Raw genomic sequence first — 13,879 nt, 5'->3', positions numbered from 1 at the left:
GGCGGGGGATCCCCCGGTGGGACGGGTCGCGCACCCGTCGGACGGTCCGCTCGAAGCTCTGCCGTATGACCGGATCATGCCCGTTCTGTCACAGCCGTTGTCACAGCCCCCTGCGCAGGAACCCCGACCCGTCACCGCGCCGTCCTCACTTCTAAGAAAGCGCATTAAGGGCCATCGCCTAGGGTCGGGGACCACAGGTGAGGCGCAGCGAAGCAAGGTAGTGAGGACAGCTAAATGGCGCAGGCATATATGACGGAGCCGGGGCAGGGGCACAACCCCGGGCGGGCCGCCTCCCGGGCCGAACGCCTGCGGAACTGGTGGCGCCCTGAGGGGATGTGGCGACGCGGCATCGTGCTCGCGGTGCTCGCCGTACTGCTTGGTCTGCTGATGCTTCTGCACGCCAAGGTCCCCAACGCCGTGGGAAACCTGGGCAGTCTGCTGGAGACCTTCCTGCCGTGGCTCGGACTGTGCATCCCGGTGCTGCTCGTCCTCGCGGTGCTGCGCCGCTCGTCGACCGCGCTGGTCGCGCTGGTGCTGCCGGTCTTCGCCTGGGTCAACCTCTTCGGTGGGCAGATCACCGACAAGGCGGGCACCGGCGGCAATCTGACCGTCGCCACGCACAACGTCAACGCCGACAACCCCGACCCGGCGGCCACCGCCAGGGACATCGTGGCATCCGACAGCGATGTGGTGGCCCTGGAGGAGCTGACGGGCGAGGCGCTGCCCGCCTACCGGAAGGGGCTGGCGAAGGCGTATCCGTACCACACGGTCGAGGGCACCGTCGGGCTGTGGAGCAAGCGCCCGCTGTCCGACACGCGGCCGGTGGACATCAAGATGGGCTGGACCCGCGCGCTGCGTGCCACCGTCACCGCCACCGACGGCCAGAAGTTCGCCGTCTACGTCGCGCATCTGCCGTCGGTACGGGTCAAGGTCGAGGCGGGCTTCACCGCCAATCAGCGCGACGGCAGCGCCGCGGCGCTGGGTGAGGCGATCGCCGCCGACCCGGTGAAGAAGGTCATGCTGCTCGGCGATCTCAACGGCACCATGAACGACCGCTCGCTGGCCCCGGTCACCTCCCAGATGCGCTCCGCGCAGGGCGCCGCGGGTGACGGCTTCGGCTTCAGCTGGCCGGCGGCGTTCCCGATGGCCCGGATCGACCAGATCATGATGAAGGGGATGGATCCGGTCAAGGCCTGGGTGATGCCTTCGACCGGCAGCGACCACCTTCCGGTCGCGGCGTCGGTGAAGATCTGACCGTCGGTGAGGATCTGACCGCGGGCGGCGCATTGCCGGGGGAGATCGACGCGGGCCCGTAACGCCCCGTTCCCGTGCCGGAATACTGAGCCTGAGAGACTTTGTTCCGTAAGAGAACTTAAAGCTTACGGTCCGCTGTCCGCGTGCCCGCCCGCACGCAGCACCCTCGAAAGGTCTTTCATGCCCTTGGCTCTGCTCGCTCTCGCGATCTCGGCCTTCGGTATCGGCACCACGGAGTTCGTGATGATGGGCCTGCTGCCCAATGTCGCGGACGATCTGGGCACCTCGGTGCCCACCGCCGGCTACCTCGTCTCCGCCTATGCCCTCGGCGTCGTCATCGGCGCCCCGCTCCTGACCGCCCTCGGCTCCCGCATCCCGCGCAAGCGGATGCTGGTCTGGCTGATGGCGGTCTTCACGGTCGGCAACCTCGCCTCCGCACTGGCCCCCACCTTCGGTCTGCTGATCGCCGGCCGGCTGCTGGCCGGTCTTCCGCACGGTGCGTTCTTCGGCGTCGGCGCGGTGGTCGCCGCGCGGCTGGTGCGCGAGGGCCGGCAGGCCCGCGCGGTCGCCACGATGTTCCTCGGCCTGACCATCGCCAACATCATCGGGGTGCCCGCCGCGACCCTCCTGGGCCAGCAGCTCGGCTGGCGCGCCACCTTCCTCATCGTGGCCGCCATCGGCCTGGTCGCGATGGCCTCCCTGGCCCGGCTGGTGCCGCCGCTGCCGGCCGACGAGCGCACCGGCCTGGGCCGCGAGCTGCAGGCGCTGGGCGACCGCCAGGTGCTGCTCGGCCTGCTCACCACCGTCTTCGGCTTCGCCGGGATCTTCGCCGTCTACAGCTACCTCGCGTCGATGATGACCGAGGTCACCGGTTTCGCGGAGAGCTCGGTCCCGCTGGTCCTCGCCCTCTTCGGCATCGGGATGACCCTGGGCGCGCTCGCCGCGGGCCCGCTCACCGACCGGGCCCTGCGCCCGACCCTGTACGGCTCTCTGGCCGCTCTGGCCCTCGTCCTGACCGCCTTCCACTTCACCGCCCAGGTGAAGTGGGCGGCGCTGGTCACGGTCGTCGTCATCGGCGCCGTCGGCTTCCTGACCACCACCCCGCTCCAGATGCTGGTCATGAACAAGGCCCAGCAGGCCCCGACCCTGGCCGCCGCCTCCAACCAGTCCGCCTTCAACCTCGCCAACGCCGGTGGTGCCTGGGTCGGCGGCCTGGCACTGGCGGCCGGCTGGGGCTGGACCTCCCCGACCCTGGTCGGAGCGGTCCTGGCGGCCCTCGGTCTGGCCGTCGCCCTGGTGGCCGGTTTCCTGGACCGCGGAGCCCATGACGCGTCCCGGATCGTGGCCCGCAGCGGCGAGTCGGACACGGAGCAGGCCATCGGCGCGACGGTGCCGGCCGGGGAACGCATCGGCTGACCGCGCGCGGCGCGGGGCCGGGCGCCGTATACGGCAGACGCGGGAGACGCGGGAGACGCGGGAGACCAATACGGCGCTCGGCCGGGCGGCGGGGGCTCGCCCCGTCGCCAGGTTACTGACTCCCCGTCAGTCCCCTTCCCGCCAGTGGTTGGTGATCGGCAGCCGGCGGTCCTTGCCGAAGCCCTTCGCGGAGATCTTGGGGCCCGGAGGGTACTGGCGGCGCTTGTACTCGGCGTGGTCGACCATCCGCAGCACCCGCGTCACCAGGTCGGCGTCGAAGCCCTGCGCGGTGATCTCCTCCCGGCCGTGGTCGCGGTCGACATAGAGCTCCAGGATGCGGTCCAGGATCGCGTAGTCGGGGAGCGAGTCGGTGTCGACCTGGCCGGGGCGGAGTTCGGCGCTCGGCGGCTTGGTGAGGGTGTTCTCCGGGATCGGCGGGGTCTGACCGCGCTCGGCGGCGGCCTGGTTGCGCCAGCGGGCCAGTTGGTAGACGACGGATTTGTAGACGTCCTTGATGGGACCGTAGCCGCCCACCGAGTCGCCGTAGAGGGTCGAATAGCCGCAGGCCAGCTCGGACTTGTTGCCGGGGGCGAGGACCAGATGGCCCTCCTGGTTGGAGATGGCCATCAGGGTGGTGCCCCGCAGGCGCGACTGGAGATTCTCCTCGGCCAGGCCGGTCAGCGGCAGCGCGGCCATGTAGGCGTCGAACATCGGGCCGATCGGCACCGTACGGAAGGACAGGCCCGTACGGCGGGCGAGTTCGGCGGCGTCGGTGAGGGAGTGCTCCGACGAATAGCGGGAGGGCATCGCCACCGCATGCACCTGGGCCGCGCCCAGCGCGTCACAGGCCAGGGCGGCGACCAGCGCGGAGTCGATCCCGCCGGAGAGGCCGAGCACCACACTGCGGAAGCCGTTCTTGGCGACATAGGCGCGCAGGCCCACGACCAGCGCCGTGTAGATCTCCTCCAGGTCGGTGAGGCGTTCGGCCGTACCGCCGACGGTCTCGGGAGGGTACGGCGGCAGGGGGTCGGGGGAGAGGGTGACATGGGTGAGGCGCAGTCCGTCGTTCAGGACTCCCGAGGGCGGTTCGGGCGCCGCCGCGGGCAGGTCCAGGTCGACCAGCACACAGCCCTCCGCGAACTGCGGTGCCCGCGCGATCACCCCGCCGTCCTTGTCGACCACGATCGAGTCGCCGTCGAAGACCAGCTCGTCCTGCCCGCCGATCATCGCCAGATAGGCGGTGGTGCAGCCGGCCTCCTGGGCCCGCTTGCGGACCAGCTCCAGCCGGGTGTCGTCCTTGTCCCGCTCGTACGGCGAGGCGTTGACCGACAGCAGCAGCCCGGCGCCCGCGCTGCGCGTCGCGGGCACCCGGCCGCCGTCCTGCCACAGGTCCTCGCAGATGGCCAGGGCGACATCGACCCCGTGCACCCGTACGACGGGCATGGTGTCGCCGGGGACGAAGTAGCGGAACTCGTCGAAGACGCCGTAGTTGGGCAGGTGGTGCTTGGCGAACGACAGGGCGACCTCGCCGCGGTACAGCACGGCGGCGGCGTTCTGCGGGGCGCCCGCGGGGCGGCCGTAGCGCGGTTTGGCCTGCGCACCGCGGTCGAGATACCCGACGATCACCGGCAGATCGCCCAGGCCCTGTCCGGCCAGCCGGGCGGCCAGGGCCCGCAGCGCGGCGCGGCTCGCCTCGACGAACGAGGGGCGCAGCGCCAGGTCCTCGACGGGGTATCCGGTCAGCGCCATCTCGGGGAACGCGACGAGGTGTGCGCCCTGGTCGGCGGCGTGCCGGGTCCAGTGCACGATCGTCTCGGCGTTCTGGGCGAGGTCGCCGACACAGGAATCGATCTGATTGAGGGCGAGACGAAGTTGAGGCACCCCGCCAGTCTAATCGTCTTTCTGACGCAATGGGGGTCGGGGAGATGTGGGCGGTGCTTCGGGCGGGTCACGGACGGCCCATGCTTTTCGCCTTCCCGTCCGTCGGCCCGGCCGGAGATGCCGGGGCCGACGGGGCGGGGTGCGGTGTCCGGGGTGCCTAGTTCTTCCGGTAGCCGAGCACCGTCATCATCCCCGACTCCGAGTGATAGACGTTGTGGCAATGGACCATCCACAGCCCGGGATTGTCGGCGTCGAACTCGACATCGAGGCTGCGCCCCGGCAGCACGATCGCGCTGTCCTTGCGGGGCCCGCCGTTCGGCAGTGCGAAGTGGTGCCCGTGGATGTGTACGGGGTGCCACATCCTGGTGTGGTTGCGGATGGCCAGCCGCACCCGCTCACCGGCCCGGATCGGGGTGCGGTGCGACGGTGAGTACTGCCTCCCGTTGATCGCCCAGTCGAACTTCGCCATGGAGCCGGTGAGGTTCAGCTCGACGGTGCGGTCGGGGCGGCGGGCCACGGCCCGTACGCTCTCGGCCGCCCGGAGCCGGTATGCGCTCAGCAGCCGGCCGTCCAGCTCCTTGGGGCGGGCGGACGCCTCGGGTGCCCGGCCGCTGCCGGTGCGCAGCACGGTCTGCGCCGAGCGCTTCTTGCCCTCGGCGAGCGCGGTCAGCGGGAAGACGCCGTCCTTGGCCGTGACCAGCACGTCATAGCGCTCGCCCATACCGAGCAGCAGCGCATCGGTCTCGGCGTGCTCGACGGGGAAGCCGTCGGCGTGCGTCACGGTCATGGGGTGGCCGCCGAGCGCGACGCGATAGGCGGTGTCGCCGCCCGCGTTGAGGAAGCGGATCCGGATACGGTCGCCGGGTTTGGCCCGGAAGGTCTGCGGATCCTTGGCGAGCCGGCCGTTGATGAGGTGGTACGGGTAGTCCACATCGCCCGCTTCGCCGTTCAGCAGCTTGCTGTAGGAGCCCGTCAGCATTCGCGACGGGCCGCCGGCGCGCGCGGCCTGCGTACCGTGACCACCGCCGCCGCCTCCTGCGGGCTCTCCCTCGTCCCCGTGCATGCCCCCGTGCCCGGATCTGCTCATGCCCCGGTTCAGCTCGGCCAGTACGTCGTCGGGGGTACTGCCGTCCACCCCGTCGACCCAGTCGTCGAACACGACGACCCACTCCTTGTCGTAGGAGAGCGGCTCCTTGGGGTCGTCGACGATCAGCGGGGCGTACAGGCCGCGGTCCTGCTGGACGCGGGAGTGCGGATGCAGCCAGTACGTGCCCGGGTGGGTGACCACGAACCGGTAGGGGAAGGAGGCGCCGGGCATGATGGGCCGCTGGGTGAGGGTGGGGACGCCGTCCATGTCGTTGCGCAGCGCCAGCCCGTGCCAGTGCACGGAGGTGGACTGCGGCAGGTGGTTGGCGAGGGTCATGGCGAGCGTGTCGCCCGCCGTGACCCGGATTTCCTTGCCGGGCAGCACATCGCCGTACGCCCAGGTGTCGACGGTGTGGCCGCCCAGGTCGATGCGGGCCGGGGTGGCGGTCATGGTGAACTCGCGCACCGGGCCCGCGCCCCGCTTGCGCTCGGCGTCGACGACCTCCGGGCCGTCCGGGGAGACATAGTCGTCCGGGGTGTCGTGGCGGGAGCCGTGGGCATGGTCCCTGCCGTCCGTGCCGGAGCGCGGGCCGGGGCTGAAGGCGCCGGCGGCACGGGCGGCCAGCAGACCGCTGCCGGCAACGGCGATACCCGCGCCGAGCATGGCGCGGCGGGAGTGCGTACGCATGAGAAGCACCTCGTGACGGTGTCGCTGATGTGATGTGGGTACGGGGGAGCGGCCACTGCCGCGGGCTCCGGTGGGCGTCGGCGGCAGGCGCGCGCTCCTACACGCGCAGTACCGACAGGCGGTCGAGGAGTGTGGGGCGCGGCGGCGCGGATATTGGCCACAGTGCGCGCAGCAGACGGGCGCGCAGGGCCGCGAGCAGGCCGGTCTCCCGGTATCCGGTCAGCAGGCCGGTGCCCAGCAGGGCCAGGAGGGCGAGCGCCCACAGGGAGAGGACGGCACGGCAGACGGTGTGTCCGCCCGCCGGGTGTCCGAAGGCGTGCATGGCGACGGTGCCGACGACGCCGACGATGCCGGAGATCGGTGCCGTGAACAGCAGCAGACGGCCGCACCGAGCGACGGCCTTGCCCTGTTCCCGCATCGCGGACCTCTCGACGGAACGACAAACCGGCGGATTCCGGGGAGGCCGGCACCTCGCAGCCTACCCCCTAGGGGTATAGGCCTCCAGTAGTGGCCCGCCAATGGAGTGCACCGGAGCGGCCGCCGACGCATCCGGCCCTCGGCCCAGCCGTCTGCGGTCCTCCGCGCCGGTGCCACCGCTTAACTTGCCACCACCCGCCTATTCTTGGTCTTTGCGCGCCACCGGCGTGCCCGGCGTTCCGTGCCACCGGCCGGGTCCACCCGATCACCTGGATGTCCGTGACCCCGACCCGCCCTTCGGCCCCGGCCTTCCGCCGGGTGGCCGCCGCCCTGCCGCGGCCCGGCGCGCCCGCGTACACCGCGTGGCTGCCGGAGGCGGCGATCGCACGCCCGGAGCCGCCCGGCGCACGCCCGGGTCCGCCCGCCCCACGCCTCGGTCCGTCCGCCACCCACCCGGACCCGCCCGCCCCACGCCCGGGTCCTTCCGGCATCCGCCCATCCCCGCCCGCCCCACCGCTCTCCCCGCCCCCGCAGCGAGGACAAGGCCAAGGAGACCGATGAGCCGCACCCTCCGCCCCCTCCCCACTCCCGGCCGCTTCCTGCGCGTGGACGGTGTGCCGCTGCACGTCCTGACCGAGGGCCGCGGCCCGGTCTGCGTCCTCAGCGGCGGCCTCGGCATGGCGTGGTTCGACTGGGACGCGGTCGCCGCGCTGCTCGCCCCGCACCGCACCGTCGTCCGCTTCGACCGCCCCGGTCTCGGCCTGAGCGCCCCGGCGCCCGAACCGCCCACCCTCGCCGCCGAGGCCGACCGGATCGTCCACCTCCTGGACGCGCTCGGCCACTTCGGCCCGGCCACCGTCGTCGGCCACTCGCTCGCCGGATTCCACGCCGAGGCGTTCGCCCGGCGGCACCCGGACCGCTGCGCCGGACTCCTCCTGGTCGACGCCAGCATCGAGGACAACCCCCGGCCCCGGCTGCCGCGCGCGCTGCGGACCGCCTGGGCGGGCGGGGTGGCCGGTGCCCTGTCCGCCGCCGGGCTGCCCCGCGCCCTGGGACCCGCCGCCCGCCGGCTGATCGGCCGCGCCTCGACCGTCGGCACCCATCCACCGCACCCCTGGGAACGCGCCGGCTACCGCACCAGCCGGGTCGCGCGGGCCTGCGTCCTGGAGAACACGACCTACCCCTACCAGGCCGCGGAGCTCGCCGCGCTGCGCCCGGACCATCCACTGCCCGCGGTGCCGGTGACCGTCCTCGCGGCCTACGACGGCAGCGAGACGGCGGGACGGCTGCGCTGGCTGGAGCGCCAGCGGGGGCTCGCCGCGGAGCTGGGCGGCCGGTTCGCGGTCGCCGCCCCCGCGGGCCACCTGGTCATGGCCGATGTGCCGGAGTCGGTGGCGCGGGCGGTGCTGGACCTGTCGGGGACGGGACACGACGCGACGGTGGCGGACCGGCCGTAGGAACCCGGCGTACGACGGGCCGGGCGGAGCAAGAGCCCGGCACCCGCGGGCCGGGCGGAGCAAGGGCCCGGCACGCCAATTCCACGTCAACGAACCCCCAGCGAGGGACCAAGGCTGGGCCAAGCCCCCCGATTGACGTCGCCGGCCGCGCTGAGCCCGTGTGCTGCGGGAAGGATGCGAGGTGAGGGTTACGGGACGGCGGTTCTGGTTCAGGCCAAGGGTGCGTAATGTGACGGTAACCCCCTCACGTGATACTGGTGCCACAGCACGTTGTTCCACGTGGCTGGACAGGCCGATTGACCTGCAAGGATTGGTGACCCATGGACAAGCAGCAGGAGTTTGTGCTCCGAACGCTCGAGGAGCGCGACATCCGCTTCGTACGGCTGTGGTTCACCGACGTGCTCGGGTTCCTCAAGTCCGTGGCGGTGGCCCCCGCGGAGCTGGAGCAGGCCTTCGACGAGGGCATCGGCTTCGACGGCTCGGCCATCGAGGGATTCGCACGGGTATACGAATCCGACATGATCGCCAAACCCGATCCCGGCACCTTCCAGATCCTGCCCTGGCGCGCCGAGGCCCCCGGCACCGCCCGGATGTTCTGCGACATCCTGATGCCGGACGGCTCCCCCTCCTACGCCGACCCGCGCTATGTCCTCAAGCGCATCCTGGCCAAGACCTCCGACCTCGGGTTCACCTTCTACACCCACCCCGAGATCGAGTTCTTCCTGCTCAAGGACAAGCCCGTGGACGGCCAGCGGCCGACCCCCGGTGACTCCTCCGGCTACTTCGACCACACCCCGCAGAACGTCGGCATGGACTTCCGCCGCCAGGCGATCACGATGCTGGAGTCGATGGGCATCTCGGTGGAGTTCAGCCACCACGAGGGCGCCCCCGGCCAGCAGGAGATCGACCTGCGCTACGCCGACGCGCTCTCGACCGCCGACAACATCATGACGTTCCGCCTGGTCATGAAGCAGGTCGCGCTGGAGCAGGGCGTGCAGGCCACCTTCATGCCCAAGCCGTTCTCGGAGTACCCGGGCTCCGGTATGCACACCCACCTCTCCCTCTTCGAGGGCGACCGCAACGCCTTCCACGAGTCCGGCTCGGAGTACCAACTCTCCAAGGTCGGCCGTTCGTTCATCGCCGGTCTGCTGCGGCACGCCGGGGAGATCTCCGCCGTCACCAACCAGTGGGTCAACTCCTACAAGCGCATCTGGGGCGGCGCCAACCGCACCGCCGGCGCCGGCGGCGAGGCCCCCTCCTACATCTGCTGGGGCCACAACAACCGCTCCGCGCTGATCCGCGTGCCGATGTACAAGCCCGGCAAGATGGGCTCGACCCGGGTGGAGGTCCGCTCCATCGACTCCGGCGCCAACCCCTATCTGACGTACGCCGTGCTGCTCGCGGCCGGCCTCAAGGGCATCGAGGAGGGCTACGAGCTCCCGGCCGGCGCCGATGACGACGTCTGGGCGCTGTCCGACTCCGAGCGCCGGGCGATGGGCATCGAGCCGCTGCCGCAGAACCTCGGCGAGGCCATCGAGCTGATGGAGCGCAGCGAACTGGTCGCCGAGACCCTCGGCGAGCATGTCTTCGACTTCTTCCTGCGCAACAAGAAGCAGGAGTGGGAGGAGTACCGCTCCGAGGTCACCGCCTTCGAGCTGCGCAAGATGCTGCCGGTGCTGTAGCCGCAGGTCAGCGGGCTGACGCGCGGTGCCTGGGCGACCCGGATCCTCAGGAACCGCTGGCCGGCGGCTGTACCCGTTCGGCCTCCCTGCGGTCCCGCCGCCTCATTCCCACGAGGAATGAGGCGGCGCCGACACCAGCGGTGATCAGCCCCCCGATCGCGGTGATGAGCTCAGGCCCTCCCGCCCCTGCCACGGGTACTTGAACGAACTGGGTGACCGTCACGGTGGGGGTGGGGGATCGCCTTGAGCGCGGGCTGTCGCTCTCGGGGGGTGATGGGGTGCCAGGGGACTCGGGTGTGGCACCAGGGGACTCGGAGGCGGTGGGGTGCGCAGACACCGACGGTGCCTTGCTCGCACGGTGCGAGGTGGAGGTGGCCTCCTCCCCATCGCCGGTCAGAAAGCTGAAGACGGCCGTGGCGAGCAGAGCCACAGCCACTGCCATGAGGGCGGCACCGGACCAGATCAGGGGCCGTCGCCTCATCGGACCGCGCCTTCGGCTGTCCTTCTGCCGCGACTCCATGTCCCGTGCTCCGTCACTCCACCAGGTTGCCGCAGGGATACGGACGGTGCGAGGTGACTGTCACGTTCGTGGACCATCGGTGGAAAAGAACCCACCCCGCGGCCGCCCACCGAGGCCTGACCAGCGGCAACCGCCCGACTGCTGGTCAGGGGGCATCCCGGTAGAGTCTTGGGAGGTGAGCAAAGGCGTACATCAATCCCTGCGCAACAAGAAGAAGGAGTGGGAGGAGTACCGCTCCGAGGTCACGGCTTTCGAGCTGCGCACGATGCTGCCCGTGCTCTGAGCCACCGCGCCACCGAGAGGCTGCACCATGGCACTTCCCGCTCCGCAGGGACGACGGAGCAGCACCTTCACCCGGCTGCTGAGGCACGGTTTCACCAACCCCTCGGCGGCCGGGGAGCTGCTCGATACCCCTCCGTTCGCGTCCGTACGCGATGACTCGGTGCTGCTGGAGGCGCTGGGCGCCACCGCGGACCCGGACCTCGCCCTGCACAGCCTGGCCCGGCTGGTCGAGGCCCAGGAACCGGACGAGCAGCAGACGCTGCTGAGCACCGTCGCCGCGGCGAAACCGCTGCGCGACCGGCTGCTGGGGGTGCTGGGCGCCTCCGAGGCGCTCGCCGACCACCTCGTACGGCATCCGCGCGACTGGCAGTCGCTGGTCACCTACGAGTCGGTCGACCTGCACCCCACCACCCCCGAGTTCGAGCTGGCGCTCGCCGAGGGAATCTGGGGCGGCGGGAACGCCGAACGGCCCCGCGCCGACGCGCTGCGCACCGCCTACCGCCGCTCGCTGCTGGGCATCGCCGCCCGCGATGTGTGCGGCACGACCGACGTCGCCGAGGCCGCGGCCGAGCTGGCGGACCTGGCCACCGCCACGGTACGGGCCGCCCTGGAGATCAGCTACGAGGAGGCGCCCGGCGACGCCGCGGTGTGCCGGCTGGCCGTCATCGGCATGGGCAAATGCGGCGGCCGGGAGCTGAACTACGTCTCCGATGTCGACGTCATCTTCGTCGCCGAGGCCAAGGAGGGCGTGGACGAGGCCCAGGCGCTGCAGGCCGCGACCCGGCTCGCCGCCCGCATGATGCGCCTGTGCTCGGACAACACCGCCGAGGGCACGATCTGGCCGGTGGACGCCAACCTGCGCCCCGAGGGCCGCAACGGCCCGCTGGTGCGCACCCTCTCCAGCCACCTCGCCTACTACCAGCGCTGGGCCAAGACCTGGGAGTTCCAGGCGCTGCTCAAGGCCCGCCCGATGGCCGGTGACCTCCAGCTGGGCCAGGAGTACGTGGACGCGCTGGCGCCCATGGTCTGGGAGGTCGCCGAGCGGGAGAACTTCGTCGCCGATGTGCGCCAGATGCGCCGCCGGGTCGTCGAGAACATCCCCGCGGCCCAGGTGGAGCGGGAACTCAAGCTCGGCCCCGGCGGACTGCGCGACGTCGAGTTCGCCGTCCAGCTGCTCCAGCTCGTCCACGGCCGCAGCGACGCCACCCTGCGCAGCGCCACCACCCTCGACGCCCTGGCGGCGCTGGCCGCCGGCGGCTATGTCGGACGCCAGGACGCCGCGGCCCTGGACGCCGCCTACCGTTTCCTGCGCACCCTGGAACACCGCATCCAGCTCTTCCGGATGCGCCGTACCCATCTGATGCCCGAGGACGAGGGCGAACAGCGGCGCCTGGCACGCTCGTTGGGCCTGCGGACCGAACCGGTCGACACCCTCCGCAAGGAGTGGAAGTGGCACGCCCGGGAAGTGCGCCGGCTGCACGAAAAGCTCTTCTACCGTCCGCTGCTCGATGCCGTCGCCACCCTGGAGCCCGGCGAGGCCCGGCTGTCCGCCAAGGCCGCCGGCCACCGTCTCGAAGCGCTGGGCTACGCCGACCCGGTGGCCGCGCTGCGGCATCTGGAGGCGCTGGCGTCCGGTGTGACCCGTAAGGCCGCCATCCAGCGGACGCTGCTGCCGGTGCTGCTCGCATGGTTCGCGGACTCCGCCGACCCGGACGCCGGACTGCTCAACTTCCGCAAGGTCTCCGACGCGCTCGGCAAGACCCCCTGGTACCTGCGGCTGCTGCGCGACGAGGGCGCCGCCGCCGAGAACCTCGCCCGGGTGCTGTCGGCCGGCCGGCTGGCCCCCGATCTGCTGCTGCGCGCCCCCGAGGCGGTCGCCCTGCTCGGCGCCCCCGACGGGCTGCAGCCCCGCGGCCGGGCCGCGCTGGAGCAGGAGGTGCTGGCCGCGGTCGGCCGCGCGGACGGTGCGGAGGCGGCGGTCGCGGCGGCCCGCGGGGTGCGCCGCCGGGAGCTCTTCCGTACGGCCGCCGCGGATGTGATCGGTGCGTACGGCACGGAGTTCAGCCCGGCGGACAACGATCACGGCAACTCCGTCGACGCGGTCGGCTCCGCCGTCTCCGACCTCAATGCCGCCACCCTCGCCGGTGCGCTGCGTGCCGCGGTCCGCCAGCAGTGGGGCGACACCCTGCCCACCCGCTTCGCGGTGATCGGCATGGGCCGGTTCGGCGGCCACGAGCTGAACTACGGCTCGGACGCCGATGTGCTCTTCGTCCACGAACCGCGCGAGGGCGCCGACGAGCAGGAGGCCGCCAAGGCCGCGCACGCCGTCGCCAACGAGATGCGCCGGCTGCTCGAACTCCCCTCCTCCGACCCGCCGTTGCTCATCGACGCGGATCTGCGCCCGGAGGGCAGATCGGGGCCGCTGGTGCGCACGCTCGCCTCGTACGCGGCCTACTACCGGCGCTGGTCGCTGGTGTGGGAGTCGCAGGCGCTGCTGCGGGCCGAACCGGTCGCGGGCGACACCGAGCTGGGCCAGCGGTTCATCGAGCTGATCGACCCGCTGCGCTACCCCGCCGAGGGCCTGGGCGAGGACGCGGTCCGCGAGATCCGCAAGCTCAAGGCCCGTATGGAGGCCGAGCGGCTGCCCCGCGGCGCGGACCCCACCACCCACGCCAAGCTGGGGCGCGGCGGGCTGAGCGATGTCGAGTGGACGGTACAGCTGCTGCAGATGCAGCACGGCTGGGAATTCCCCGGCCTGCGCACCACCCGCACCCGCGAGGCGCTCGCCGCCGCACACGCCGCCGGCCTGATCGCCACCGAGGACGCCCAGACCCTCGACGAGGCCTGGGTACTGGCGGCGCGCGTGCGCAACGCGGTGATGGTGGTGCGCGCCCGCCCCGGCGACACGTTCCCCGTCGACGGCCGCGAACTGGCGGCGGTAGGCCGCTACCTCGGCTACGAAGAGGGCCACATCGGCGAGATGATCGACGACTACCGCCGCATCACCCGCCGGGCCCGGGGCGTGATGGAGGAAATCTTCTACGGGGCGTGACGCGCTTGGTTGGCCTTCCCACGTTTTCGGCTGTCCCGCCGTGTTTGCTTCTCGCCGTTGCGGGTCCGCTGCGCGGGGCGTGGGTTCGGGTGATGCTTGCGGGTTCCTCGCCGTTGCGCCTGCGGCGGGCGGGTGGTTGTCGGG

Annotated in this window: 8 protein-coding genes and 1 pseudogene; 6 read left to right on the top strand and 3 right to left on the bottom strand. The window is 71.8% G+C overall.

Features of this window, described 5'->3' with window-relative positions; genetic code table 11:
- Nucleotides 1-249 precede the first annotated feature (249 nt).
- Nucleotides 250-1,254, top strand: coding sequence for an endonuclease/exonuclease/phosphatase family protein (locus NUT86_RS12665; RefSeq protein ID WP_371874925.1), 1,005 nt, complete (start codon nt 250-252; stop codon nt 1,252-1,254).
- A gap of 180 nt (nt 1,255-1,434) precedes the next feature.
- Entirely contained in the window at nt 1,435-2,670 is a 1,236-nt protein-coding gene (locus NUT86_RS12660) for an MFS transporter (protein WP_274735208.1), read from the top strand.
- Between the two features lie 126 nt (nt 2,671-2,796).
- On the opposite strand, the gene NUT86_RS12655 is transcribed toward NUT86_RS12660, so the two are convergent.
- The 3 genes from NUT86_RS12655 to NUT86_RS12645 all read right to left on the bottom strand — a co-directional run bounded on the left by NUT86_RS12655 (nt 2,797) and on the right by NUT86_RS12645 (nt 6,743).
- Nucleotides 2,797-4,551: an NAD+ synthase gene (locus tag NUT86_RS12655; RefSeq protein ID WP_018090200.1), complete on the bottom strand. Its 1,755-nt coding sequence runs from the start codon at nt 4,549-4,551 to the stop codon at nt 2,797-2,799.
- 157 nt (nt 4,552-4,708) lie between these two features.
- Complete coding sequence (locus NUT86_RS12650) at nt 4,709-6,325, bottom strand: multicopper oxidase family protein (RefSeq protein ID WP_159488467.1); 1,617 nt, start codon at nt 6,323-6,325, stop codon at nt 4,709-4,711.
- 97 nt (nt 6,326-6,422) lie between these two features.
- Nucleotides 6,423-6,743, bottom strand: a complete 321-nt coding sequence (locus NUT86_RS12645; protein ID WP_229838557.1) for a hypothetical protein — start codon at nt 6,741-6,743, stop codon at nt 6,423-6,425.
- Nucleotides 6,744-7,299: 556 nt separating this feature from the next.
- Between NUT86_RS12645 and NUT86_RS12640 the strand changes: the two genes are divergently transcribed.
- The 4 genes and pseudogenes from NUT86_RS12640 (at nt 7,300) to NUT86_RS12625 (ending at nt 13,735) form a co-directional block, all read left to right on the top strand.
- On the top strand, nt 7,300-8,199 hold the full coding sequence (locus NUT86_RS12640; protein WP_266449768.1) for an alpha/beta fold hydrolase: 900 nt from the start codon (nt 7,300-7,302) through the stop codon (nt 8,197-8,199).
- 320 nt (nt 8,200-8,519) lie between these two features.
- Nucleotides 8,520-9,881, top strand: a complete 1,362-nt coding sequence (gene glnA / locus NUT86_RS12635; protein ID WP_018090204.1) for a type I glutamate--ammonia ligase — start codon at nt 8,520-8,522, stop codon at nt 9,879-9,881.
- Between the two features lie 719 nt (nt 9,882-10,600).
- Nucleotides 10,601-10,684 (top strand): annotated as a pseudogene (locus NUT86_RS12630) (glutamine synthetase); the annotation flags it as partial.
- 27 nt (nt 10,685-10,711) lie between these two features.
- Nucleotides 10,712-13,735 (top strand): bifunctional [glutamine synthetase] adenylyltransferase/[glutamine synthetase]-adenylyl-L-tyrosine phosphorylase, encoded by a 3,024-nt coding sequence (locus NUT86_RS12625; RefSeq protein ID WP_159488470.1) that lies wholly within the window; start codon nt 10,712-10,714, stop codon nt 13,733-13,735.
- The last annotated feature ends 144 nt before the right edge of the window (nt 13,736-13,879 follow it).

Source organism: Streptomyces sp. G7(2002) (assembly GCF_028870195.1).
GTDB lineage: Bacteria > Actinomycetota > Actinomycetes > Streptomycetales > Streptomycetaceae > Streptomyces > Streptomyces nigrescens.
Note: the sequence above shows the minus strand (reverse complement) of the source record. Positions and strands in the feature narration are given on the sequence as shown.